The sequence below is a fragment of the Gordonia sp. PvP123 genome (assembly GCF_040547295.1).
GTDB classification, from domain to species: Bacteria; Actinomycetota; Actinomycetes; order Mycobacteriales; family Mycobacteriaceae; genus Gordonia; species Gordonia terrae.
Map to the genome: position 1 here is coordinate 368,106 of NZ_JBEPPN010000006.1, position 24,736 is coordinate 392,841.

26 protein-coding genes and 1 riboswitch are annotated in these 24,736 nt (G+C 67.6%); of the genes, 10 read left to right on the forward strand and 16 right to left on the reverse strand.

Annotated elements, in window-relative coordinates:
* Window positions 1-34 precede the first annotated feature (34 nt).
* The gene (locus ABIC25_RS14195; RefSeq protein WP_004020409.1) at window positions 35-1,768 is read left to right on the forward strand and encodes an ABC transporter ATP-binding protein; all 1,734 of its coding nucleotides are present in this window, start codon (window positions 35-37) and stop codon (window positions 1,766-1,768) included.
* Window positions 1,765-3,684, forward strand: a complete 1,920-nt coding sequence (locus ABIC25_RS14200) for an ABC transporter ATP-binding protein (RefSeq protein ID WP_354561956.1) — start codon at window positions 1,765-1,767, stop codon at window positions 3,682-3,684. The genes ABIC25_RS14195 and ABIC25_RS14200 overlap by 4 nt, the downstream gene beginning before the upstream one ends.
* A 153-nt stretch (window positions 3,685-3,837) precedes the next feature.
* Here ABIC25_RS14200 and ABIC25_RS14205 read toward each other — a convergent pair whose 3' ends face one another.
* The 5 genes from ABIC25_RS14205 to ABIC25_RS14225 all read right to left on the reverse strand — a co-directional run bounded on the left by ABIC25_RS14205 (window position 3,838) and on the right by ABIC25_RS14225 (window position 8,319).
* Window positions 3,838-4,530 carry a (2Fe-2S) ferredoxin domain-containing protein gene (locus ABIC25_RS14205; protein ID WP_354561958.1) on the reverse strand — a complete coding sequence of 231 codons (693 nt, stop codon included), beginning with the start codon at window positions 4,528-4,530 and terminating at the stop codon, window positions 3,838-3,840.
* Window positions 4,527-5,597 carry an ABC transporter substrate-binding protein gene (locus ABIC25_RS14210; protein ID WP_354561959.1) on the reverse strand — a complete coding sequence of 357 codons (1,071 nt, stop codon included), beginning with the start codon at window positions 5,595-5,597 and terminating at the stop codon, window positions 4,527-4,529. The genes ABIC25_RS14205 and ABIC25_RS14210 overlap by 4 nt, the downstream gene beginning before the upstream one ends.
* 24 nt (window positions 5,598-5,621) lie before the next feature.
* The gene (locus tag ABIC25_RS14215) at window positions 5,622-6,467 is read right to left on the reverse strand and encodes an ABC transporter ATP-binding protein (RefSeq protein ID WP_354561961.1); all 846 of its coding nucleotides are present in this window, start codon (window positions 6,465-6,467) and stop codon (window positions 5,622-5,624) included.
* Window positions 6,464-7,549, reverse strand: coding sequence for a FecCD family ABC transporter permease (locus ABIC25_RS14220; RefSeq protein WP_435529077.1), 1,086 nt, complete (start codon window positions 7,547-7,549; stop codon window positions 6,464-6,466). Before ABIC25_RS14220 ends, ABIC25_RS14215 begins: the two co-directional genes overlap by 4 nt.
* A gap of 24 nt (window positions 7,550-7,573) precedes the next feature.
* Window positions 7,574-7,704, reverse strand: a riboswitch (cobalamin riboswitch).
* Between the two features lie 45 nt (window positions 7,705-7,749).
* Window positions 7,750-8,319, reverse strand: coding sequence for a YdeI/OmpD-associated family protein (locus ABIC25_RS14225; protein WP_354561963.1), 570 nt, complete (start codon window positions 8,317-8,319; stop codon window positions 7,750-7,752).
* A gap of 45 nt (window positions 8,320-8,364) precedes the next feature.
* Here ABIC25_RS14225 and ABIC25_RS14230 point away from each other — a divergent pair, with 45 nt between their 5' ends.
* Window positions 8,365-9,057, forward strand: a complete 693-nt coding sequence (locus ABIC25_RS14230) for a hypothetical protein (RefSeq protein WP_354561964.1) — start codon at window positions 8,365-8,367, stop codon at window positions 9,055-9,057.
* Here ABIC25_RS14230 and ABIC25_RS14235 read toward each other — a convergent pair whose 3' ends face one another.
* From ABIC25_RS14235 to rnhA, 3 genes are all read right to left on the reverse strand, one after another.
* Window positions 9,058-9,849, reverse strand: coding sequence for an SDR family oxidoreductase (locus ABIC25_RS14235; RefSeq protein WP_354561965.1), 792 nt, complete (start codon window positions 9,847-9,849; stop codon window positions 9,058-9,060).
* Between the two features lie 75 nt (window positions 9,850-9,924).
* Window positions 9,925-10,836: a D-isomer specific 2-hydroxyacid dehydrogenase family protein gene (locus ABIC25_RS14240; RefSeq protein ID WP_004020414.1), complete on the reverse strand. Its 912-nt coding sequence runs from the start codon at window positions 10,834-10,836 to the stop codon at window positions 9,925-9,927.
* Entirely contained in the window at window positions 10,833-11,327 is a 495-nt protein-coding gene (gene rnhA / locus ABIC25_RS14245; protein WP_101819989.1) for a ribonuclease HI, read from the reverse strand. The genes ABIC25_RS14240 and rnhA overlap by 4 nt, the downstream gene beginning before the upstream one ends.
* A gap of 59 nt (window positions 11,328-11,386) precedes the next feature.
* Between rnhA and ABIC25_RS14250 the strand changes: the two genes are divergently transcribed.
* From ABIC25_RS14250 to ABIC25_RS14265, 4 genes are all read left to right on the forward strand, one after another.
* On the forward strand, window positions 11,387-12,154 hold the full coding sequence (locus tag ABIC25_RS14250; RefSeq protein ID WP_354561967.1) for a methyltransferase domain-containing protein: 768 nt from the start codon (window positions 11,387-11,389) through the stop codon (window positions 12,152-12,154).
* A gap of 174 nt (window positions 12,155-12,328) precedes the next feature.
* Window positions 12,329-13,594: a glycoside hydrolase family 183 protein gene (locus ABIC25_RS14255; RefSeq protein WP_354561968.1), complete on the forward strand. Its 1,266-nt coding sequence runs from the start codon at window positions 12,329-12,331 to the stop codon at window positions 13,592-13,594.
* On the forward strand, window positions 13,591-14,118 hold the full coding sequence (locus tag ABIC25_RS14260) for a DUF1697 domain-containing protein (RefSeq protein WP_354561969.1): 528 nt from the start codon (window positions 13,591-13,593) through the stop codon (window positions 14,116-14,118). Before ABIC25_RS14255 ends, ABIC25_RS14260 begins: the two co-directional genes overlap by 4 nt.
* Window positions 14,119-14,220: 102 nt before the next feature.
* Window positions 14,221-14,394 carry a hypothetical protein gene (locus ABIC25_RS14265; protein WP_156036616.1) on the forward strand — a complete coding sequence of 58 codons (174 nt, stop codon included), beginning with the start codon at window positions 14,221-14,223 and terminating at the stop codon, window positions 14,392-14,394.
* A 14-nt stretch (window positions 14,395-14,408) separates the two neighbouring features.
* Here ABIC25_RS14265 and ABIC25_RS14270 read toward each other — a convergent pair whose 3' ends face one another.
* The 4 genes from ABIC25_RS14270 to ABIC25_RS14285 all read right to left on the reverse strand — a co-directional run bounded on the left by ABIC25_RS14270 (window position 14,409) and on the right by ABIC25_RS14285 (window position 18,083).
* Complete coding sequence (locus tag ABIC25_RS14270; RefSeq protein WP_004020419.1) at window positions 14,409-14,885, reverse strand: hypothetical protein; 477 nt, start codon at window positions 14,883-14,885, stop codon at window positions 14,409-14,411.
* 13 nt (window positions 14,886-14,898) lie between these two features.
* Complete coding sequence (locus tag ABIC25_RS14275; protein WP_004020420.1) at window positions 14,899-16,170, reverse strand: acyl-CoA dehydrogenase family protein; 1,272 nt, start codon at window positions 16,168-16,170, stop codon at window positions 14,899-14,901.
* 37 nt (window positions 16,171-16,207) lie between these two features.
* Window positions 16,208-17,608, reverse strand: coding sequence for a phosphotransferase family protein (locus tag ABIC25_RS14280; RefSeq protein WP_354562038.1), 1,401 nt, complete (start codon window positions 17,606-17,608; stop codon window positions 16,208-16,210).
* A gap of 106 nt (window positions 17,609-17,714) precedes the next feature.
* The gene (locus tag ABIC25_RS14285) at window positions 17,715-18,083 is read right to left on the reverse strand and encodes a YybH family protein (RefSeq protein WP_064570537.1); all 369 of its coding nucleotides are present in this window, start codon (window positions 18,081-18,083) and stop codon (window positions 17,715-17,717) included.
* 93 nt (window positions 18,084-18,176) lie between these two features.
* Between ABIC25_RS14285 and ABIC25_RS14290 the strand changes: the two genes are divergently transcribed.
* On the forward strand, window positions 18,177-19,052 hold the full coding sequence (locus tag ABIC25_RS14290; RefSeq protein WP_354561970.1) for a LysR family transcriptional regulator: 876 nt from the start codon (window positions 18,177-18,179) through the stop codon (window positions 19,050-19,052).
* 614 nt (window positions 19,053-19,666) lie between these two features.
* The gene (locus tag ABIC25_RS14300; RefSeq protein ID WP_354561971.1) at window positions 19,667-20,929 is read left to right on the forward strand and encodes an HNH endonuclease signature motif containing protein; all 1,263 of its coding nucleotides are present in this window, start codon (window positions 19,667-19,669) and stop codon (window positions 20,927-20,929) included.
* 135 nt (window positions 20,930-21,064) lie between these two features.
* On the opposite strand, the gene ABIC25_RS14305 is transcribed toward ABIC25_RS14300, so the two are convergent.
* The 4 genes from ABIC25_RS14305 to ABIC25_RS14320 are packed head-to-tail and all read right to left on the reverse strand — an operon-like array spanning window position 21,065 to window position 23,467.
* On the reverse strand, window positions 21,065-21,613 hold the full coding sequence (locus ABIC25_RS14305; RefSeq protein ID WP_354561972.1) for a molybdenum cofactor biosysynthesis protein: 549 nt from the start codon (window positions 21,611-21,613) through the stop codon (window positions 21,065-21,067).
* 16 nt (window positions 21,614-21,629) lie between these two features.
* On the reverse strand, window positions 21,630-22,409 hold the full coding sequence (locus tag ABIC25_RS14310) for a hypothetical protein (RefSeq protein ID WP_354561973.1): 780 nt from the start codon (window positions 22,407-22,409) through the stop codon (window positions 21,630-21,632).
* A 16-nt stretch (window positions 22,410-22,425) separates the two neighbouring features.
* Entirely contained in the window at window positions 22,426-22,851 is a 426-nt protein-coding gene (locus ABIC25_RS14315; protein ID WP_101819979.1) for a CoA-binding protein, read from the reverse strand.
* A gap of 28 nt (window positions 22,852-22,879) precedes the next feature.
* Window positions 22,880-23,467, reverse strand: a complete 588-nt coding sequence (locus tag ABIC25_RS14320; protein ID WP_354561975.1) for a TetR/AcrR family transcriptional regulator — start codon at window positions 23,465-23,467, stop codon at window positions 22,880-22,882.
* A 133-nt stretch (window positions 23,468-23,600) separates the two neighbouring features.
* Between ABIC25_RS14320 and ABIC25_RS14325 the strand changes: the two genes are divergently transcribed.
* Window positions 23,601-24,734, forward strand: coding sequence for a phosphotransferase family protein (locus ABIC25_RS14325; RefSeq protein WP_004020430.1), 1,134 nt, complete (start codon window positions 23,601-23,603; stop codon window positions 24,732-24,734).
* The last annotated feature ends 2 nt before the right edge of the window (window positions 24,735-24,736 follow it).

Here is a 24,736-nt window from a genome sequence, read left to right on the forward strand (position 1 = left end):
AGAAACCCGGCCCGCCTGCGCTCCCGGCGGTCAGATGCTGACCCGGCTCATCCGCACGTACCTCGTGCGGTACCGCGTCAACGTCGTGCTCGTCATCGTGCTGCAGCTGCTCGCCACCACCGCGATGCTGTACCTGCCGAGCCTGAACGCCGACATCATCGACAACGGCGTCACCCGCGGGGACACCGGCTACATCCTGCGGATCGGCGGATGGATGCTGCTGGTGAGCGTCGCGCAGATCATCGTCACGGTCACCGCCCAGTTCTTCGGCTCCCGCGCCGCGCTGGGGGTCGGACGTGACATCCGCGGCGATCTGCTGCACCGGGTGAACTCCTTCTCCGCGCGCGAGGTCGGCACCTTCGGTGCGCCGTCGCTGATCACCCGCACCACCAACGATGTCCAGCAGGTGCAGATGCTCATCGTCATGAGCAGCGCCATCCTGGTGATGGCCCCGATCATGTGCATCGGCGGCATCATCATGGGTGTCCGCGAGGCACCCGCGCTGTCGTGGGTCATCGCCATCGCGGTGCCTGTCCTCGGAGTCTCGATGGGGGCCATCATCGCGAAGATGATCCCCGGTTTCCGGGCCATGCAGGAACGCATCGACAACGTCAACCGCGTTCTGCGCGAGCAGATCACCGGCATCCGGGTCGTGCGGGCGTTCGTGCGGGAGGACTACGAACGCAAGCGGTTCGCGGTTGCCAACGACGATCTCGCCGATGCGACCCTGCACGTCGGCCGGCTGATGGCCCTGATGTTCCCGGTTGTCATGGTGATCACCAACGTCACCATCGTCGCCGTCATCTGGTTCGGCGGTCACGCGGTCTCCGACGGCTCGCTCGAGATCGGCGCGCTCACCGCGGTGATGAGCTACGTCATGCAGATCCTGATGTCGGTGATGATGGCGTCGTTCCTGGCGATGATGGCGCCGCGCGCCGCGGTCTGCGCCGAGCGCATCTCCGAGGTCCTGGCCACCGACACCTCGGTCCACCCGCCGAGTGAGCCGATCGGCTTCGCCACCCATCCCGGCACCGTGGAGTTCGACGCCGCCGAGTTCCGGTACCCGGGCGCCGACGACCCGGTGTTGAGCGACATCGATTTTCGCGTCGAACCGGGCACGACGACCGCGATCGTCGGGTCGACCGGCTCGGGCAAGACGACGCTCATCGGGCTGGTCCCGCGACTCATCGACACCACGGCCGGCGCGGTCCGGGTCGGCGGCACCGACGTGAAGCGGCTCGACCCCGACGAACTGCGATCGGTCGTCGGGCTGGTCCCCCAGCGGCCGTACCTGTTCTCCGGAACCGTCCGCTCGAACCTGCTGCACGGCAAGGCCGACGCCACCGACGACGAGATCTGGGAGGCGCTGCGCATCGCGCAGGCCGAGGATTTCGTGTCGGCGATGCCCGACGGTCTCGACACCAAGGTGTCCCAGGGCGGCACGACCGTCTCCGGCGGGCAGCGCCAGCGCCTGGCCATCGCGCGGGCCCTCATCCGGCGGCCGGCCATCTATCTCTTCGACGACTCGTTCTCCGCCCTCGACCTCACCACGGATGCGCGCCTGCGCGCCGCCTTGCGTCCCGCCACCCGCGACGCGGCGGTGATCGTGGTGGCCCAACGCATCTCGACCATCGTCGACGCCGAACAGATCGTCGTCCTCGACCGCGGCCGGATCGTCGGTCTCGGCACACACGACGAACTGCGTCAGTCGTGCCCGACCTATGCCGAGATCGTCGAATCGCAGATGGCGATGGAGGAGCGCGCATGACCCGGCCCGGTGGTCCGCCGATGGCGGCCGGACCCGAATCCAAACCCCGGTCGTTCTGGCCCTCGATCAAACGCGTTGTCGCACAACTGGCCTCCTATCGCCTGTTGATGACGATCACGCTCGTGTCGCTGGTGGGTTCGGTCGTGCTCATCGCGATCGCGCCCCGCGTGCTGGGGTATGCCACCGACCTCGTCTTCGACGGCGTCATCGGCCGCACCCTGCCCGACGGCCTCACCAAGGAACAAGCCGTCGCCGGTCTCCGGGAGAGCGGCGACGACACCTTCGCCGACATGGTGTCGTCCATGAACGTGACACCCGGCGTCGGAGTGGATTTCGGCGCTGTCGGGCGCGTGCTGCTCGTCACCCTGGCGCTCTACGTCGTCTCGTCACTGCTCGCGTGGCTGGCCGCCTACCTGCTGAACATCGTCGTCGTCGGCACCATCCGCCGACTCCGCGACGACGTCGAGGCCAAGGTGCATCGCCTACCGCTGCGCTATTACGACACGATGCCGCGCGGCGAGCTGTTGAGCCGGGTCACCAACGATCTCGACAACCTGTCGCAGAGCATGCAGCAGACCATCTCCCAGTTCGCGAACTCGGTCCTGACGGTGATCGCGCTGCTGGTCATGATGATCTGGATCTCGCCGCTGCTGGCGCTCATCGCGGTGGCCACGGTGCCGCTCGCGATCATCGCGACCGGGATCATCGCCAAACGGTCGAAACCGCATTTCTCGGCGCAGTGGTCCTCGACCGGTGCTCTCAACGCTCAGGTCGAGGAGGCCTTCACCGGTCACGAGCTGGTCACCGCCTTCGGCCGGCAGCGCGAGATCGAGGCGACCTTCGACGAACGCAACCAGAAGCTGTACGAGTCGAGTTGGCGTGCGCAGTTCATCTCCGGCGTCATCATGCCGACGATCATGTTCCTGGGAAACCTGAACTACGTCGCGGTCGCGGTCGTCGGCGGACTGCGCGTGGCGTCGGGATCGCTGAGCCTCGGTGAGGTGCAGGCGTTCATCCAGTACTCACGCCAGTTCACCCAACCGCTGACGCAGATCGGTTCGATGATCAACCTCATGCAGAGCGGTGTCGCCTCTGCCGAGCGGATCTTCGACATCCTCGATGCCGACGAGCAATCGCCCGACGCCGCGAAGCCGAAGACGCCCGCCGACGACAAGGGGCTCATCGAGTTCGACGACGTCTCCTTCCGGTACGTCGAGGACAAGCCACTCATCGAGAACCTCAGCCTGGTGGCCCGGCCGGGCCACATGGTCGCGATCGTCGGTCCGACCGGTGCGGGCAAGACCACCCTGGTCAACCTGATCATGCGGTTCTACGACGTCGACTCCGGGGTCATCCGGGTCGATGGTGTCGACTCGACCGAGATGACACGGGACGCCCTGCGCGAACGCACCGGCATGGTGTTGCAGGACTCATGGCTCTTCGGCGGCACGATCTACGACAACATCGCCTACGGCGACCCCACCGCCTCTCGCGACGAAGTGATGGACGCGGCCCGGATGAGTCACGTGCACCACTTCGTGCGGACCCTCCCCGATGGTTACGACACGGTTCTCGACGACGAGGGCGGCGGGGTGAGCGCCGGTGAGCGGCAGCTCATCACGATCGCGCGGGCCTTCCTCGCCCGCCCCACGATCCTGATCCTCGACGAGGCGACGAGCTCGGTGGACACCCGCACCGAGCTGCTCATCCAGAAGGCGATGGCGAACCTGCGGTCGGACCGCACGAGTTTCGTCATCGCCCACCGGTTGTCGACGGTGCGCGACGCCGACGTCATCGTCGTCATGGAGGACGGGCACATCGTCGAGCAGGGCAGCCACGACGAACTGCTCGCCGCCCGCGGCGCGTACTGCCGCCTTTACGAGAGCCAGTTCACCGGCGCGATCGAGGCGAGCTGACCCTTCGTGACGCTCGCAAGCTCGCTCCTCAGGGAGCAGGATGACGCGCTCGCAAGCTCGCACCTCAGGGAGCAGTAAAGGCGGCCCACCCCCGCTCCCTGAGGAGCGCCCGGAGCTTGCGGAGGGCGCGTCACGAAGGGTCTGGCGACCCACTCAGCGTGGCAGTCGGTTCGCATTCGGCCCGGCCCCGGCGACCAGGTCCACGGCGTGGGCAGGTTCGAGACGGCCGTACCACTCCCCGGCCGGGTTGACGATCGCGAGCGGGCCCAGGTTGCAGGGACTCAGGCAGCCTGTGCCGGTGACCTTGGTCGGGGTCCCCTTGGAGGTCGCGGTGAGTTGGCGGTGAAGTGGTCCGGCACCATAGGCCATGCAGCGCGGGCCTTTACAGACGAGCACGTGTCGGTCGTGATCCTCGATCACCGACCAGGCCGGACTGCGATAGGACGCCGGTGATACTCGGATGTCCTCGGCAGGAACCCGCTCGATGGCGTCGGCGAGGTCGGCGACCACCGCTCCGGCGATGTCCGGTTCGATGATCGAGATGTCGAGACCGACACCGGACCGACTCTCCCGCCAGTTCGCCACCGCCCGCTTGGTCCAGGTCACCAGGTACTTGTCGCGCGGGATCGCCACCGGGACGAGGTTGACGGCCGACAGCCCGTCACCGGCCGCGCGGTCGAGCTCGTCATGGACGGTGGGTGTCGAGATGTCCAGGTAGGCGAGCCCGACATCACGGGCACTGCGCGCCCGCAGTCGGTCGACCATCGCCACCGCCGACGCCTCGTCCAGTCCGCTCACCGTCGGGCGGAGCACGACGACGATCCGGCAGTCTTTCGAGGTGGTCATCCGCCGAGCGTCTCCGCGAAGTCGATCCCGCTGCCGGGGACCAATCCGTACTCCTCGAGGGACTTCCGCAGCTCTTCGGCGCCATAGATGTTCGGGTAGCCGGAGGTGAACATCGCCAGCGGCAGGACCACGAACCGGTTGTCCCGGACAGCCGCGGTGTCACGGAGTCCTGCCCGGGCCTTGATGGCGTCGATCTTGCCCTGGACTTCGTCCGGACTCTTCTTGTAGTCCATGATCACGATGACATCCGGGTCTGCCGAGGCAACGGTTTCCCAACTCGCCCGGAACCAGGTGTTGTCGACGTCGGCGAAGACGTTCGCCCCGCCCGCGACATCGATGATCCCGTTCGGCGCTCCGTTGCCACCGCTGGTGTACAGGTCCTCCTCACCGCTGTCATAGATCAGGACACGCGGCGCCACTGCCGGACGCGGCGCGCCCTGCAGCCGGCGCAGTCGATCGTCGAGTTCGGTCCCGGCAGCGGCGGCGGCCTCCTCGGTCCCGAAGAGGATTCCGTAGTTCTTCACGTCGGCTCGCAACGCATCCCAGGGATCCATGGTGCCGAGCTTGTCCGGGGCGTCACCGCCCTGGCGGCAACTGTCGGAGATGATGTACGACGCAATGCCGTTGGCCTGCAACGACTCGGGCGTCACACCCGATGCGCCCTTGAACAGTCCGCTGTAGGAACCAACCACCAGATCGGCGTCCGCGCCGAGTGCCGTCTCAATGGTGATGGTGCTGCCCTCGAGGTGGGGGACGTCGGCGATCCCAGGGCCGAACATCGACTCCATCACCGGATCATTGTTCTTGTTCAGCGACACTGCGGCAAGCTTGTCGAGTCCCCCGACCTTGAGGATCGTTCCGACGTTGGCCCCGTTGCTCGTTGCGACCACGCGCTCGACCGGCACCTCGTAGGCCACTTCGGCGCCGCAGTTGGTCAGCGTCGCCGACTCTCGTTCTGCCGCGTCGTCGGTGGGCGGAGTGGCACTGCAACCGGCCAGCACAAGGGCCGCAGCCAACGCTGCCGTCGCGAGGGGCGTTCGGAAGTGCCTTGTGGTGGTTCTCGTCATCGTGTCTCCATTGTCGGTGTCGAATCAGTTGGCGGGCAGGTGGTCGTGACCGGGATCGCGCAGCGGCAGCGGCGTATCCAGCGACGCGCCCGGGGTCGACTCGAATACGAGATGCGTTCGGCCTGTGTCGCTGTTGAGAACGCGGTGGGCGGAGACCCCGAAGACCTCGGCGACGACTGCGGGATCGAGCGCGGTGGCGGCGTCGCCGTGCGCGCGGATTCTGCCGTCGTTCAGCACGTACACCGAATCGCAGTGGCGAGCAGCCAGATCGAGGTCGTGAAGCGACACGAGGACCGTGGTTCCCAACGTTCGCACGAGCCCCAGCAGGTCCAGCTGGTGCCGGATGTCGAGGTGATTGGTCGGTTCGTCGAGAACGAGTACGCCACAATCCTGGGCGAGTCCTCTGGCCAGGGCGACGCGGCGTCGTTCACCACCGGAGAGGTGGTCGACGGCGGCGTCCCGGTGCTCGATCATCCCGACCGATCGCAGAGCTGCTTCCACCGCGGCGCGGTCATCGGTGCGACCCATACTCCACGGCGGTGCGTAAGGAAGCCGCCCCAACGAGACGTACTCGTGCACCAGCATGTCGGCGGGTAGGTCCACTTCCTGCGGCACGAAGGCGATCTGCTTGGCCCGGTCCCGGACGCTCATCGATTCGGTTGCCCGGCCGTCGACGGTGACCGTGCCACGCCGCGGTCCGAGCAACCCGACGACCGACCTCAGCAAAGTCGACTTGCCGGACCCGTTGGGACCGACGAGGCCGACGATGTCACCTGCCCGCACGTCGAGTGAAATGTCCTGCAACACCGGGTGATCGTCGATCCACACCTCGACCCCGGACGCTGCGATCCCGACCGGTGTGCGACTCATGCGGCGGCACCGAACTGGTAGCGGCGCCGGCCGAGGATGAACAAGAACAGCGGCGCACCGATGACTCCGGTGACCACGCTGAGCGGGATCTCGACCGGCCGCAACGCAATCCGGGCGACGACGTCGACGAGAACCAGGAAGACCGCGCCGATCAGGGCTGAGGTGGGCAGGACCCAACGGTGCCGGGAGCCGACGAGAATGCGTGCGATGTGGGGGATCACCAATCCCACGAACGCGATGGCCCCCGACACCGCGACCATCGTGCCGACCATCACCGCGAGGAGCGCGAACAACAGGTTTCGTAGCAACGGGACGCGAACGCCCACCGCGGCGGCGACATCGGGTCCGGCCGAGAGGGCGTCGAGCCACCCATGGAGTGCGAAAGCGATCGCGGTGCAGGTCACGACGACCGAGACCGGCAGCAGCAGCTTGCCCCACGATGCGCCGGCAAGACTGCCGAGCAGCCAGAACAGGACCGATTGAGCGGCCTGCGAATCGTTGGTGCGCAGCACGAGGAAGCTGGCGATGGCGGACAGCGCCGATGCGGCAACGGTTCCGGTGAGCACCAGCCGGAGCGGAGTGATACCACCCTGGCTCATGGTGATCGCGAAGACGAGCAGCGCGGCTCCCAGTGCGCCTGCCATTGCTCCGAGGCTCAGCGACCACAACCCGAAGCCGGCAAGGAACCCGGTGGTGATCACCGATGTCGCCCCGACTGCCGCACCAGACGAGACGCCGAGAAGGTGCGGGTCGGCCAGCGCATTGCGGACCAGGGTCTGGACCAGCACCCCCGCAACGGCAAGACCCGCGCCGACCACCAGCCCGAGCAGGATTCGCGGCATCCGGATGTCCCAGACGATCGCAAGCTGGGTACGCGTGACGGCAGGCCCACCGAACCGTGAGGCGATCACGTCGACGACCGTGGACACGGGCAGCACTTCAGCGCCCGAGCACAGGGCGAGAAACGCAGCGGCCAGACCCAACCCGAGCACGACGACAACGACGACCACGGGACGGCGTCGTCTCGTGCGTCTGTGCGTGCGCGGCAGTACCGGCGCCCTGCGGGCACCATCGATCAACATGTGTCGTCGGTCCATCCTCGTGGCGTGACAAGCAGCATCGAGGCTGGTATCTGGCTGAGTCAGTGCGTCGAGGTCATCGACGCGCCGAGTTCACAGTGGCGGGACCGCGCCGGAGTCGAACCGGCTTCCCAGGGATCTCGATGCGACGAGACTACGACATACCCGACAGTCTCCGACACCGCGCCCCGACGACACGGGCGTCAGGGTCGCTCGTTGCGCCCCGCCCGCTCGACGAGGGCGGCGACGCGCTTGGTCTTGGTCTCGGGTCGTTTCGCGAGAGCCAGCTGCGACAGCCCGAACTTCCGCACGCTCGGCGGGAAGGCGTCCCAGTTGGCGCGCGCAACCGGGTTGGCGTCGAGTGCAGCGGCGAGCTCCGGGGACTCGATCAGCGCCTCGGCGTCGTCGAACATCGTCCAGAGACCGCGGGCCTGGGCGTCGTCGATCACGGCTTGTCCCGCGGGCTGAATCCGACCGGCGGCCGCGAGGTCGGCGACACGCGCCTTGTTCGACGCCGACCATCCGCTGTTGCGTCCGCGCCGGGTGAACCACATGCCGCGGCGGCGGTCGTCGATGACGCGGGTGTGGCCGTCGATCCAGCCCCAGCACAGCGCCTCGCGAACGCACTCGTCGTAGTCGATCGGTTCCCGGCCCGATCCCTTGCGCCAGAACACCAGCCACACGCCGCCGGATGAGTCGTGGTTGTCCCGCAACCACTCTCGCCATGCCTCGATCGTGTCCACGGCGAGCTTCGGCGCATCGGGGTCGGCCATGCGTTCACCCTAATCAGCCGGGCCTCGTCTCGGTACAGTTGAGCCGTGAACGAGATCGTCAGCTTCGCGACGGACAACTGGTGGCTGATCTTCCCCATCGGCGCTGTCGTCGGCGGGTGGGCGGGGTCGATCGGGAAGTACAACGAGAAGCGGCGCAAGGACAAGATCGAGCTCGCCCGGATCAAGGCGAACGCGCAGACCGAGCAGCTCAAACTCACGACGACGTCGGCCGACCAGCTGCGCCGGACCCTTCGCCAGCACGACTCGCTGAACGAGAAGTGGTTCGGTTACGAGCTCGATCTCGCGACGCTCATCGAGTACCCGATGATGACCGACATGCGTGAACCGCTGACCCTCGCGTTCCACCGCGCCCGGGTCCGCGCCGACGATCTGCGACCCGAGCCGGGCGCCCAGGGGCCACTGCCCGATTCGATGTCCCCGGCAGACTTCGCCGAGTACCGCGACGCCGTGGGCGAATACGCCGCGGCATTCGACGCAGCCGAACGAGAGTCCCGGCGGCGCAGGCAAACCGACTTCTCACCCGTCGAACGCGAAGCCCTGGACCGGGCACGCAAGCTGATCGGCGTGGCCGCCGACTCCGCGGCCACACCCGCAGAGCGGCAGGCGGCCTACAAGAAGGCCCTGGCCGAACTCGAGGGCATCATCGACGTTCCGCAGGTGGCCGCGGCGCAGCTCGAACGGCAGATCGCCGGCGCCCTCGAGCGCGGCTCGGAGTGATCAGAGGTCCGGGATCGGCAGGTCCAGGTTCGGCGAGATGATCCCGCCGTCGACCTCGAGGATCTTGCCGGTGACGTACGCGCCGGCCGGGGACGCCAGGTAGAGGGCGGCCGCGGCGATGTCCTCCGGGTCGCCGAGTCGGTGCAGCGGAGTCGATGTCTCGACTGCGGTACGCATTCCGTCGTCGCCCGCGACGATCTCCAGCGCCGATGTCAGGATGGCGCCCGGTGCGATGCCGTTGACCCGGATCTTCGGATTCAGATCCATCGCCGCGATGCGCGTGTAATGCGCGAGAGCAGCTTTCGCGGTGCCGTAGGCGGCGTAGGCACGTCCGGGCAGGCGGCCCACCGCCGACGTGATGTTGATGATCGAACCCCGGCCGCTGGTCTCAAGGATCTGCTTGGAACCGGCGACGACCAATGCGTGCGCGTTACCGACATTGAAGTCGAAGGCATCCCGCAGGTGCTTGGGGCTGGTGTCGAACAGAGGCCGGGGCATCGCCCCGCCGACGTTGTTCACCACGGTGTCGAGCCGCCCGAACTCGTCGACCGCGGTCTGCGCGAGCGCCGCCGCCGCATCGGGGTCGCCGAGGTCCACGGCGACGGTGCGCGCGCGTCGGCCCGCCGCGCGGACCCGTTCGGCGACCTGCTCGAGGTCGGATTCACTGCGGGCCGCGATCACCACGTCGCCGCCGGCCTCGGCGAAGGCGACCGCGATCGCCGCCCCGAGGCCCCGGCTCGCGCCGGTCACGATGGCCACCTGGTCGTCTATCCGGAATCTGTCGAGAATCACCCGTCGACCATGCCACGCCGGGACCGAAAACGAGAACGTGTTCTAGGAATCGGCCGAAAACAGCAGGTCGTGATCTCAGTAGTCGCGGCCGGCGGACACCACGGAGAGCAGTTCCTCGCCCGCGGCGAACCTGCGGAGGTTCTCGGCGACCCACGGTGCGAGCTCGCGCGTCAGTCCCGACGCCGGGTTGGCGACATGCGGGGTGATGATCACGTTCGGCAGGGACCAGAGCGGATGGTCGTCGGCGGGCGGTTCCGGATCGGTCACGTCGAGGGCCGCGCCCGCGATCTGGCCGTCGGCCAGCGCCCGGTACAGAGCTTCCTCGTCGACGAGCGGGCCGCGCGCGATGTTGACCACCCACGCATGGTCGGGCAGCGCCGCGAGGCTCTCGGCGTTGATCATGTGCCGGGTCTCGGGCGTCGCCGGCGCCGCCAGCACCACGTGGTCGATGGTTCCCCACAGCTCGTCCAACTCGTCGGACCGTCGGATCTCGTGCGCACCGGGCACGTCGCGGCCCGATCGGTTCACCGCGACGACGCGGGCACCGCACGCCCGGAGACGTGGGGCGAGGGAGGCACCGATCCCGCCGGCACCGACGATGGCGACGGTGGCGCCGTGCAGCGACCGGACCGCGGTGTCGATCCGTTCCTTGTCCCAGTGCCGGAGGACGGCGGTGTTGATCTGCCGGAGTCCTGCGAGGAGCAGCGCCAGCGCGTGCTCGGCGACGTTCTCGGCATAGAAGCCCGACGCGTTGGTCCAGAGCCGGCGGTCGTCGAGGATGTCGGCGGCCACGAAATCCTCGATGCCCGCGGTCTTGAGGGCCACCCATTCGACGGTGTCGGGCAGTTGCGGGAAGTCCGCGGGCGGCCCGATCCACACCAGCACCCGGGCGTCGTCGAGGCCGACGATCTGTCCGCCCGCGCCCTCGATCGCCGCGACCAGGTGCTCGTCGCGGACGGGTTCGAGGGCGACGGCCACCGGGGTCATCGGGAGACCGATCGGGCCGCGGTGGTCGCCAGTTCGTCGGCGATCTCGTTGAAGTGGTCGCCGGCGTGCCCCTTCACCCAGCGCCACTCCACCTGATGCCGTTTCTCCTCCTCGACCAGACGACGCCACAGATCCGCGTTCTTGACCGGCTTGCGATCCTTCGTCTTCCATCCGTTGGCCTGCCAGCCGTTGACCCACTTCATGATCCCGTTGCGGACGTAGGTCGAGTCGGTGTAGATGATGACGGTCGACGGCCTGGTCAGCGCCGCGAGACCCTCGATGGCGGCGGTGAGTTCCATCTTGTTGTTCGTCGTGTCGGGTTCCGACCCGGAGATCCGCTTCTCGGTGCCCTTGTATCGGAGCACCGCGCCCCATCCGCCCGGGCCCGGGTTCCCCAGGCAGGCACCGTCGGTCGAGATCTCGACGACGGCCGAGCCCGATTCCGGGTCTGCGGAGGAGTCGTCGGTTGTCGGGTTCGCGGAAGCTGTCACGCACGGAAGCCTACGGCAGCTGCGATGCCCGGCAGCAGACTCACCGCTAGGGTGGACTCATGGCTGTGTGGGACCCGACACGCTATCTACAATTCGCCGACGATCGCGCGCGGCCGTTTCTCGACCTCATCGCGCAGATCCCGACCAACCCGCTGTCGGTGGTCGACCTGGGGTGCGGACCGGGCCACCTGACCAAGCACCTGCGTGCGCTCTGGCCCGCGGCCGAGATCCTGGGCATCGACGACTCGGCGGAGATGGTCGACCGGGCCATCCGGGACAACACCGACCCGCACGCCAACTACGACGCCGTCGACGTCTCGCAGTGGACGCCCCACCGGCCGGTCGACCTGATGCTCTCCAACGCGATGTTCCAGTGGGTGCCCGACCACCTCGACGTCATCGACGGTCTGCTCGGTCACCTGACCGATGGCGGCGCCTTCGCCCTGCAGGTGCCGAACAACACCGACTCGCCGACCCACGCGGCGCTCGCCGAGCTCGCCTCGACCGAGCCGTACGTCGGGGCCTTCGGCGACCTCCGGGCGCTCCCCCGGCTCGACGCCGAGATGTATCTCGACTTCTTCGCCGAGCGCGGTCACCACGTCAACGCGTGGGAGACGACCTACTTTCACGTGCTCGACGGCCAGGACCCGGTGTTCGACTGGATGTCGGGAACCGGTGCGCGTCCGTACCTCCAGGCACTTACCGGCGACCTCCGGAAGCAGTTCGTCACCGACCTCAAGAAACGTTTCGCCGAGGCCTACCCGCGCCGCGAGTGGGGCACGGTCCTGCCGTTCCGCCGAACGTTCGCCGTGGCCACTCGCCGCTGATCCGCCCCCGTCGACTGTGCATCGATATCCGTCGACTGTGCGCTGTATCCCGTCGTTCGTTGCCCCACTTCCGGCGAAGGGTCACGCACCGGCGTCGGTTCGGCATCGACGCCGCTCCGAGCCGCCACTTCTGCAACACTGACACCACTTGTCGTTTCTTCTGGGGGTACGTCCATGCGTCCGGCCCGCCGCATCATCGCGACCGTTGCCGCTGTCGCCCTCGCGGGCGGCCTGTTGACCACCGTGTCTGTTCCGGCGAGAGCCGCGGTCTGCAACGCCACCGGCGTCACCGGGGGCGATGTCGGCAGCACCGGCAGTTCCGGGTCCAGTGAGCTCGGGTGGGGCAGTCTCGACTTCGGCAGCTACCGGGCGGACGGAAAGAAGCCTCAGGGTCCGCTCCCGACATTGACCGGCGCCACCAAGGCCGTCTCCTGGGTGACCGGCCCGCGAAGTCCCGCACGCACCGACACCCGTTTCGGCATCACCGCCACCGACGTCGGTGTGCCGTGGGACAACGGATCCGGTCAGATCCTGATGGCCTTCGGTGACACGTGGGGCAGGTGCGCGGGACAGATGGCCTGGAAACACAACACGATGCTGCGCAGTGACGCGAACTCCGACCTGGCCAAGGGCATCCGATTCCCGAACGCCGTGCCCGGGTCGGTCCGTTCGGGCGCGCCGGTGACGCCGGCGCATCCGACGTGGGCGCAACCCATGTTCAACGCCGTCGGGGTGCGCAACATCGAAGTCGGTCGGATCCCCACCGGCGGTATCTCGATCAACGGCACGCAGTTCGTCGGTTTCATGTCGATCCACCGGTGGCTGGGGCCCGGCCGGTGGAGCACGAACTACTCGGGAATCGCTGTGTCGCACAACAACGGTCAGACCTGGACGGTCGACAACAACACGCTGCGTTGGAACACCGACCTGACGATCCCGGGCGTTCCCCAGGTGACGAGGGGCCATGATCGGTTCCAGATGGGCGCCTTCCTGCGGAGCGGGGAGTACATCTACCAATACGGAACGCCCAACGGACGTTCCGGTTCAGCCCATGTGGCCCGCTTCCGTCCGGCCGACATACTGAACCTCAGCCGATACCAGTACTTTCGCGGTGGCACCGCGTGGTCGCCGAATCCGGCCGACGCCGCGCCGGTCGTCGCCGGCCCGGTCAGCGAGATCTCCGTGGCCTACAACGCCTTCCTCGGCCGGTTCGTGATGCTGACCGAGCGTGCAGGGACGATCATGCTGCGCACGTCGCCGTCGCCGGTGGGCCCGTGGAGCGGAGAGCGAGTGCTCATCACCCCCAAGCAGTCCAGCGGTCTGTACACCCCCTACATCCACCCTCGATCGTCGGGCAAGAACCTGTACTTCGTCGTCTCGCGGTGGGACGACTACAACGTGATGCTGGTTCGGACCGACCTGTCGAAGGTCCGTCTGTGAGCCGCCGCATCGTGTTGATCCGCGCGGTCAATGTCGGCGGGGCGAAACTCCCGATGGCCGAATTGCGCCAGATCGCAACCGACCTCGGTGCCGAAGACGTCTCGACCTACATCGCGTCGGGCAACCTGCTCTGCACACCACCGGCCGCACCAGAGCAGTTTGACCGCGCTCTCGAAACCGCGATGGAGGATCGCTACGGATGGTTCCGGGAGGTCATCAGCCGCACGCCCGGGCAGGTCCGCGCCGCGCTCGACGCGCATCCGTTCGAGATCGCCGACGACAAGTATTCCTACGTCTACTTCCTGACCGGCCGACCGGCGCCCGACAAGGTGGCCGCGTTCGAGCGCAAGGACTTCGGCCAGGACGTCGTCCGGGTCATCGGATCCGATCTGCACATCCGCTATGCCGACGGGGCGGGGCGTTCGACGCTGACCGCACCGGTGATCGCGCGCGGTCTGGGTGTGCAGGGCACGGGACGCAATCTGCGGACCGTCCGGAAGCTGCTGGAATTGGCCGACTCCTGATCACGGCTCGGTGGCCGGCGTCTCGCCACGGGCGTAGCGTCGGTGGAGGCATCACGAGACAAAGCCGACGAACCAGACGTTCGCGTCGAGAGGAGTCCGGACATGAGTCAACCGGTCCCGCCGCCCCCGCCACCGCCGGAGCCCGTTCCCGCACCCGAGCCCATCCCCGAGCCGCCGCCGGAACCGCCGATCCCCGTGCCGACCCCGCCGCCGGCTCCCGACCCACAGCCCGCACCACCGCAGCCGGACCCACCGCCCCGCCCGACGGTGATCTGAACTGCTCCGAGCGGTCAGCCGCGTGCCAACACCCGCGCGACACGGTCGATGTCGGCGAGTTGTTCCTCGCGAGGCGCCTCCCACAGTTTCTTGGGTAGCTTCTCGAGGTCCTTGATGGCCGACTCGGCGTGATCGAGCGCCTCGGTCGATTCGTCTTCGCCGAGGTCCGCCGACGCGATCAGCCGATCGTCGAGTTCGAAGACCGCGTCGTCGAGGCGATTGCGTGCCGCGACGAGTTCGTCGTCGTGCGGGATCGCCGGGTTCGCATGGACGTCGGCGATGGCGTATCGAATTCGACGGTGCAACAGCGCTTCTCGCGTGTTGTCGGTGGCCCAGCTCTCGGGTGCCCGTCCCGGTCGGCCGGGAATCAGGTCGGTGGACCGCGCGAAGGTGCGTACGCGTTTGTCCGAGTCGTAGGCGAACCAGGCGGCGCCGCCGAGGATGAACAGTGCGACCACCACGGTGGCCACGATGATGATGACCGCGATCATGTGGTCAGCCTACTCAGGACGACTGCACTCCCTTGGGTGCCTTTCCCGACATGAAACCGAACAGGTATCCGGCGACGCGTCGCATCTGGATCTCATCGGCGCCCTCGGTGATCCGGTAGCGACGATGATGCCGGTAGATGTGCTCGAACGGCTCGTGCCGCGAGTAGCCGCGTCCGCCGAACACCTGCATCGCCTGATCGGCGGCATCGCAGCACAGCCGGTTCGCCTGGTAGTTGCACATCGAGACCTCCGCAGACGCGGCGAACGGTCCGTAGGTGTCCATCTTCCAGGCGGTTTCGCGGATCAGGGCCCGGATCATCGCGCACCGGGTGTGCAGGTCGACGAGCGGGAACTGGATCGCCTGATTCGTCGACAGTTTCTTGCCGAAGGGCGCGCGTTCGTTGGCGTACGCCACGGCGCGATCGACGCAGTATTGGGCCGCCCCGAGACTCGACGCCGCCTGACGGATGCGGTTCTCGTTGAAGAAGTGCTGCACGACCTGCAGACCGGCTCCCTCCGCCCCGAACACCGCGGAATTCGGCACCCGGACATCCCGCAGCGAGATGTGCGCATGGTCGGTCGGCATGTTGAACGTCCACAGGTACTCCTCGACGGCGAACCCGGGGTCCTGCGGGTCGACGAGGAAGGCGGTGATCCCGCGAGCGTCTCCCGGTTGACCGCTGGTGCGGGCGAACACGATGTCGCGGTGTGCGGCATGGATGCCGGTGTTCCACGTCTTCTCGCCGTTGATGATCCAGTCATCGCCGTCGCGGACGGCGGTCGTCTCCATGTAGGTGGCATCGGACCCGTGGTCGGGTTCGGTGATGCCGAAGGCGAAGAACTTCGTGCCCGCGGCCAGTCCCTCGACCCATTCCGCCTGCTGCTCCGGGGTGCCGTACTCGAGCATGAGGAGCAGACCGATGTTGTTGCCGACGATGGCGTGCTCGTTCTGCAGATCGCAATGCAGGCCCAGCCCTTTCGACGCCAGGTGCTCGCGGATGATCGCCATCGCCAGGTTCGATCCGTCCCGGCCACCGAATTCGGACGGGAACGGGTAGCGGAAATGGCCTGCCGCATCCGCGCGACGCCGCGCCTCGCCGAGGAGCGCTTCCCACTCCTTGTTCGGCAGGCCGCCTCGCTCCCAGTCGGTTCGGGAGTCCTCACGCCGGTGGTCGAAGAATCGGATGTTGTCGTCGGTCTGCTCGAGGGGGACGATCTCGGCCTCGATGAAGGCGTCGAGTTCGGCAAGGTAGTCGCTCAGCGACTCGGGCAGGGCGAAGTCCACGATGAACCCCTCTCGGTTGGGATCGGATGTCCTGCGGTCACGGATGAGGGACCGCGAAGTACTTGGGGTTCGCCACGAGGAGTCGCGCGCGCACGTCGGCGACGACGGCGTCGCGGACCTTCTCGTCGGTCCCGTCGAGCTCTCCGGAACGAAGTGCTGCACAGAGCGCCTGTTGATCGGCGATGCCGAGAGCACTCAGGCGTTGCGCACTCGCGGCTGCATCTGCGGCACCCAGCAGGACCTGCCGACGGACGACGTCGACGACATTGCCGGCCACCCTCGTGTGAAAACGCACCTGTGGTGACAGATCGGCCTGTACCGAGTCGGATCGAAGGAACTCGGCGAGCGCTTCGAGTAGTTCGACGGAGCTCGGCGATCCGTAGAGATCCTCGCTCGCGCGTGCACCCGTCGCCTCGGTCAGCGGATCGGGCACCGCCTCCGGTGCCACGAGCCCGAGGTCGAGCAGGGCGTCGAATTCCTGCTCGGCACTTCGGCGTCCGATGGCGGCCAGTTCCACCGACCGTTCGACCCCGTCGAGGTGGCGGGCGGCCTGGACCGCACAGATCAGTCCCCACTTCACGGTGGCGTAGAGCTCCCACCAGCGCAGCGCCCGGTCGGTGGGACGCCAACCCGCCTCCCGGGCGTACGCGTCGAGCAGCTCGTCTCGGCTGCCCATCCCGGCCACCGGTGTCGACCCCCCGAACCGCCACGCCTTCGCGCACAGCCAACCGAGGTCCTCGACGGGATCGCCGAGGTGGACCAGCTCCCAATCGAGCACCGCCGCAATACCTTCGGGTTCGACCAGAAGGTTGCCCAACCGGAAGTCACCGTGTACGAGGCACTGCCGCGGTGAGGGTTCGGGAGGGTTGTCGGTGAGCCACTGGGTCGCCAGTACCAGTCCGGCCGGCATGGCGTCGAACTCGCGTGGGAACAGCTCCCGGAGCCCGGCGGTGGGATCGCCGAGTTCGCTGAGACCGGGCGTCTGCCGCACGTCGATCCGATGGATGCGCGCGAGGATCTCACCGCATTGAGCGACGAACCGGGCACGCGCGCCGACATGGGAGTCGTTGCGCAGTATTCGGCGTGGGATGGACTCACCATCGATGAACGTCATTGCCAGATAAGGGAATCCCAGGACATTGCCGTCCTCGTCGAAGCCGGCGTCGAGGATCTCCGGCACCGGCACCCCGGCGTCGGCGGCTGCACGCAGCACCTGCGCCTCGGCTCGCAACCCGCCGTCGTCGGTGGCGGCGGGAACCGCGCGGATGATGATCGGCTCCACCTGTCCGGAACCCTCGACGAGGCCGGCGGCGTAGGTCGCCCGGCTCGCACCCGCCGGCAGCAGTCGTGCGGATTCGACCGAGAGTGAGGTACCGCGTCGGTCGGCGAGTCGGGACGCAATCGTCGCGGCGACATCGTCCGCTTCCGGTACTCCCACGCCGATCCGTCCCTTCGCGCCGTCGCCCTGGGCGGCGGTAACCGCCACCACAGCGAAGCTAGCACGGGAGCTGAATCCGGACTCAGAAATCTGGCGTCGCGGCGACTCAGTGGTCCGGCGTCTGGAACTCCGGCTGGTCGATGATGCGTACCCACGATCCATCGGATCGTCGCGCGACCACCTGAGCGCGGGCACCCGCACCGTCGCGGGGCGGTGTCGATGTGAGTGCGAGATCGTTCCCGAACATCAATGTCGGCAACGGCGGCTCCGGCACGAAGGTCGGCCGGTGCGCGAGAACCGATGCCCACAGGTCGCGGATCGCGGTCCGGCCGCGGGTGACCTCGCCGGGCGGGAAGGCCATCACTGCGTCCTCGTCGTAGAGCGAGGCGACGGCGTCGGCATCCCCGGCGTTGGAGAACTCGACGAACAGTCGAGTCAGGTCCTCGGGCGTGCGTGCGGTTTCGTGTGTGGTCATGACGACTCCTCTCGATGTGTTCGGAGTCCAGAGTCGACCCAGCCGCCCGATAAGTCCAAATGATGGTTTGTATGGAAGATATCATTTTCACTTATGGACCTTCGCCAGCTCGAATACTTCGCAGCCATCGCCGCGGAAGGCAGCTTCACCGCGGCAGCAGCGCGCGTCCACACGACGCAGCCGAACATCAGCGCGCAGATCCGCACCCTGGAACGGGAACTCGGTGCGGCCCTCTTCGATCGCTCCGGCCGCGCTGTGCGCTTGACCGACGCCGGCCGGGAAGCTCTCCCCGCGGCCCGCCGTGCCCTTGCCGCTGCCGACGACGTCGCCCGTACCGTCGCCGAGGTCTCCGGACTCGTTCGTGGCAGCCTCTCGGTCGGGATGGTCGAAGGGTGCACCATCGCGCCCCTGTTCGCAGCGCTCGGCACCTTCCGGTCGACGCACCCGCAGATCGAACTGAGCCTGCGCGAGTCTCCATCGACCGAACTGATCGCGTCGGTGGAGGACGGGCGCCTCGACGTCGCCCTGGCCGGGTATGGCGGTGGCCTGCCGCCGGGGGTCGAGTCCATGACGATCATCGCCGAACGCGTCGTCGCCGCGGTGCCCGCGAACGATCGTGCCCCCGGCCGATCGGTCGACCTCGCCCTGCTCCGCGAACGGTCGCTCATCTGTCTCCCGAGCGGCGCGGGAATCCGCAGCGTGTTCGACGCGGCAGCGTCGGAGGGTAGCCCTATCCGGCCCGCGATCGAGGCGTCCTCTCCGGAGGCGATCATCGAATTGGTCTGCAGTGGACTGGGAGTCGGCATCCTGAGCGAGTCGATCGCAGCGGCCGACGACCGCGTGGTCGGGGTGCCGATCCGCGACGTCGACGGCACCGCGCATCTCGGCTTGCTGTGGGGTTCGAAACCGTCCGCTGCTGCCGCGCGTTTCGTCGAGGTGGCCACGGATGCGTTCGGAGGAGCCGACTGAGGATGGGGCGGAACCTTGCACCCCTGAGCTCGGGCGGGTGGCCCGGGAGCCCGCTACCGGACCCGCACTCGTTCTGCCGACGAGAGCCCCTGGAGAAACGCCAGGTGTAGTACCCGGTGAGCTTGTGGACGCGCAGGCGATCGATCGGGACGAGTCCGCCGATCCCGGTGTGGGGACGGTGTTGATTGTTGGTGGTGCAGCCAGTCGTCGTAGGTGGCCGCTCGGGCGGTTCGGAAGAGTAGGACTCAGCGCCGGCCCATCTGATGTGTGGCCGCGGCTCACCGTTTGACCTTGCCGCTCGCTTGTGGCCGGCGCGGGCGGGTCTTCGTGCGACCAGTCGCGGTACCGAGAGTCTCTGCGCCAGAGGGGCGTGGCCGTCGACGCCAGAGCGAATGGTTGGCATATCCCGGACATTGCTCGTGCTGCGCCTGTTGTGGATCGTGCGTCGAGTGTGCGGTGTCCACCGCCATCGGGGGGTGCGCCCGAGCCGGATCTGCTACAGGTGTGACTGCAGTTCACTGCTGTTGCCGAGAAACGTACCGTCGCCGAAATCGGCCACACAGCACCGGTTTCCGCAAGGACAGGTTGTGGAGAAACCTCGTAACCGAACACATATGTTCCCGTACAGTGGAGTCATGCCAGAGCTCACCACCCTTCTCGACCAGCTCATCGAGACCACCACGCCCACCGACGACCCCACGGGCAGAGCGACATTCGACGCGCTCGACACTGTCCGGCTGATTCGTAACATCGTTGACCACCAGATCGTCACGCATGCAGCGCAACTCGACGAACTCGGAGTCGCACAGAAGGCTGGTGGGACCACCAAGAAGGTGTTGATCGAGATGGGCTACGCACCCGCCGCGGCACTACGCGCCATGCGAAGCGTCGACGCTCTCCCGACGCTGCCCACCCTCGCCCGTCACGCCGCCGACGGACGCCTGTCGAGCGAAGTCACCGACGCCATCGTCCGCGGCCTGATCCAGATCGACAAGCGTTCGCCAACAGCACTTTCCGACGAGGAGCGCGCCACCCATGAGACAGCTTTGATCGGCCAGGCACTGTCGGGAGCAACCCCGGCAGAAGTAGAGAAGTACGCCCGCGCCATCGGCAACACCATCGCGGACGCCACCGACACCGGCATCCCGGCCGCCGACGATCCATCGCTGAACACGGTCAATGCCCACACCACCGACGAAGGACGCGTCGACATCCGCGCCGACCTCACCCAAGTGGTCGGCGAGAAGTTCCTCTCGATGATCGACGAACGATCCTGCCCGAGACCCGAACCCGACGGCTCCGAGGATCGGCGCGCCGCCGAGCAGCGCCGCGCCGATGCACTCGAGCTGATCCTCGACCAAGCCGCACTCGGCGCGAGCATCGACAGCGTCGGCTCTCCCCGTACGCAACTCATGGTGACCATCCCCGCCACCGGCGCCGATCCCGCCACCCTGCCGTGGACCGGGTCGGTCAGTCAGGCCGTCGCGAAACAGGTGTCCTGCGACGGGTCGCTGACCGAGATCATCCTCGACGGCGAAGGTGTACCGCTACAGATGGGCCACACCCACCGCCTGTTTTCGGCACATCTGCGCAAGGCGGTCATCGTGCGCGACCAATGCTGCATCAAATGCGGTGCACCACCGTCGCATACGCAAGTGCACCATGTGCGCCATTGGGCCGACGGCGGTCCCACCGATCTCGACAATGGTTGCCTGCTGTGCCAGCGCTGTCACACCCAAGTCCACCATCACGGCTGGGACGTCGTGATGGGCTTCGACCGACACCCCTGGCTCGTCCCACCCGCCACCATCGACCCACAACGCCGACCACTACCCGCCTACAACCGACGGACCATGCGACTCGACGACGCCGCCTGACCCAGATTCCGCCCAGCCACACTCGGCTCGCCCACACATTCGCGTAGCACCTTCCGCACCCGAGCCAGCCCGGGACCGCGTCCGTCTCTTGACAATTCCAGAGTGAAGGCCCAAGCCTCCGTCTCCACTGCCCCGCTACAACGGCTGGGCCCGACGGACCTGGTCTGCGGCGTGGGTGGCGTCGAGTTCGACATCGCTGATCAAGACCGCACGACCGAGACTGAGGGTCCCCGACGTCAGCGGCTGCGCCCGCAGGCCACCTCGGCCTATCAGAGCCTTGCGCACGCCGTCACCGGCGACGGTGTCCATCCACGAACACGGGTGGGCAGGGCGCCCGCCGCGGAACCGGATCGGCCCCGCCCCTGAGTCCAGCTCGAACTCTCGGCCCCGCAGAGGATCCAGTTCCACGCCGCGCACCACGATGTTGCGCCGGGCGAGGACTGGATCGGCGTCACCGGCCGCGGCCATCCATGCCTCGAGCGCGAGAAACGTCACCGCCGCCTCGGTGTGGGCGCGGACGCCGAAGAATCGATCCCCACGAATTCCCTTGTCGGCGATTATGTCCACCGACTCCGGTGTGCGGGTCTCCACCTCGTCGGCCGGGCCGTCCTTGGGCCGACCGAAGTAGGCGTGGTCAGGCGAGACCACGAACATCAATAACTCGCAGGAGTATTCGTAGGTCATCAATCGGGCACCCGGGTCAGGAAGCCGGGGGCGTCGGCCGCGCGTCGGCGGCCGTCGCGTCCGGCGCCTTGACCACCACGCTCGCGGGGTCGGTGGGCTTGCCCGCGATGAGGTCGCCGATGCTCAGACCCCAACGCCCCCAGCGGTCGTCGAAACTCTTCGCCCGGGCCCGCGCCCTCGCGGTCTTGACCGGGGTGTATCGACGGCGGGCCCAGGCCGAGTGCGGTCGGGCCAGCCGGATCGCACCCGACCAGGCGAACACCGGGATGAAGACGCCGACGATGGCCGTCGAGAACTTGCCTTTGAGCACGCACAGGATCGCGCAGGCGACGTTGATCGGAACAGTGGCCACCAGAGCGACGGGGCCGATCTCCACGTTCGCGTCGTCGAGCGGGTTGAAACCCAGCACCGCCATCCCCAGGGCGGCAACCGTCAGGGCGACCACCTGAACCGAGAGTTGGCCTTCCGGTGACCAATACACATCCTGCAGGCGGAGGATCAGCGCGAACTCGTCGAGCACCAGTGAGGCGCCGACGCCGATCAGCACCGCACTGATCTCCGCACCGGGCGACGCCCCGTTGACACCCACCGAGAGGAAGGCGCCGACGATCGTCAGGATCAGACCCGGCACCATGTGGTGCACGTGCACGCCGTCCGACACGTTGTTACGGAAGGGGCCCTTACCGGCCCGGATGAGTCGGGTGATCACCCGGGTGACGATGAACGTGACGACGAACGACGCGAACAGCAGGAACAGCGGAAGTCGTTGGTGCGTGAGCTCGTCCAGGAAGTTCACCGGGGCCGCCCTGCCGTCAGCCGGGAACGATGCCGGTGCGGCGCTGCTCGATGATCAGGCAGCGATCCTCGACATACAGCAGGCCGGCGTCCTCGGCGATCGCCCGCGCCTCCGCCGATCGGATTCCGAGCTGCAGCCACAGTGCGGTCGCACCGGCCGCGACGGCAGCCCGGGCGACGTCGGCACATTCGGGCCCGGGGCGGAAGACGTCGACGAGGCCGACCTGTTCGGGGACATCGGCGAGGGTCCGATACACCTTCTCGCCGACGATCTCGTCGGCGGTGGGGTTCACCGGGATGATCCGCCAACCGCGGTTCTTCATGTACGCCGGGACCTCGTTGGCGGCCTTCGACGGATTGGCGCTGGCACCGACCACGGTGATCGCGTCGTAGGTGGACAGGATCTGTTCGACGACGTCGTCGGTGTTGCTCGGTGCGGTCATCCCACGAGTGTAGGTGGGTGGGCCGATCTCATCGCAGAACTCCGTGCACGACCAGCGCGCTGAGTTGATCGGCCCACGCGGTGTCGAACTCACGGTCGTCGAGCAGCAGTGCGTGCAACATCGCCGCTCCACCGACGACCTCGATGAGCCGATCCGGATTCACATCGGGATGCACCTCGCCGCGGTCGACGGCGGTCACCAACCGGTCACGCAATGCACCGAACACCTCCGCGAAGCCTGCGTGCACACGCGCCGACAGTTCGGGTTCGGCAGCCATGTCCGAGATCAGGCCGGGCAGCGCGGCACGGGTCACCGGGCTGGCGAAGAGGTCGCGAGCCGCCGCGACCATGATGCGGAGGTCGGCCTCGACCTCACCGCTGGACGGAGGGAGCCGCACCATCCGGGAGAACGCGAGATCGTGGATAAGCTCGGCTTTGCCCGACCAGCGGCGGTAGAGCGCGGTCTTCGTCGTCCCCGCGCGATCGGCGATCGCAGCCATCGTCAGTTTCCGATAGCCGACGTCGACGACCAGTTCCGCAGCGGCGTCGAGCACCGCCGAATCGATCCGGACGTCGCGGGGACGCCCCGGGACCGCTTCTCCCGTCCCGGTGCTCATCGGCCCACCCGCTCTCCGTCGGCCCCCGTGTAGTCGGGGATTTGCCGAAGTCGCTGCGAACCGCGCGACCGTTCTGCTGTCATAACGCTACTCACCGTAGCGAATGTGCCGGTAACGATCACAGGGGGTGCCCATGGCCACCGAACCCGCCGTCGAGCAGGTCGACCATCTGCAACGTTCCAGCCGGGACAACGCCTCGGTCCCGGACACACTCGCGCGCTGGCTGGCCGGGCAGAGCGACACCCCCGACGCCCTGCCCGAGGTCACGGTCACCGCGAGTGGGGACAGCAACGGCATGTCGTCGGAGACGATCCCGGTGTCGGTGTCCTGGCCCGGCGAACCCACCCGGCACTGGGTGATGCGGATGGCGCCGTCGAGCGCCGACGTTCCCGTGTTCCGCTCCTACCGGATGGACCATCAGTACGCGACGATGCGGCTGATCGCCCGGCTCAGCGACGTCCCGGTCCCCGCGGTACACCACCTCGAACCGAGTGGCGCCCTCCTGGGTGCGCCGTTCTTCCTGATGGACCGGTGCGAGGGCGAGGTCCCGCCCGACGTGATGCCGTACACGTTCGGCGACAACTGGTTCGGGGACGCCTCCGAGGCCGATCGTCGTCGGGCCCAGGACTCTGCGGTCGGCGTGATCGCCGACCTCCACTCCATCCCCGACGCGGCGCAGCAGTTCGGCTTCCTCGCCGACGACCTCCCCGCGGGTGACACCCCCCTTGCTCGTCTGCTCGCCTGGCTGCAGGACTGGTACGACTTCTCGGTGGAGGGGATCGGCCGTTCGCCCCTGGTCGAACGCGCGCTCGCCTGGCTCGCCGACAACTTTCCCGACGACGTCGCGCACACCGAACCCGTCCTGTCCTGGGGTGATTCGCGCATCGGCAACATGATGTTCGCCGACTTCACGGCCACGGCGGTCCTCGACTGGGAGATGGCACGTATCGGCCCGCGCGAACTCGACGTCGCATGGGTGGTGTTCGCACACCGTGTCTTTCACGAGCTGGCGACGATGGCGGGCCTGCCGGGCCTGCCGGACCTACTGCGCGAGAGCGACGTCCGCGACACCTACCGGCAACGGACCGGTGTCGAACTCGGCGACCTGCGCTGGTTCTACGTCCACGCCGCCGTGCAGTGGTGTTGCGTCTTCATGCGCACCGGTGCGCGGCGCGTGCACTTCGGCGAACTCGAACGCCCCGACGACGTCGACGGCACCCTGTTCTACCACCGACCACTGCTCGAACGACTTCTCGAGGAGAACTGACC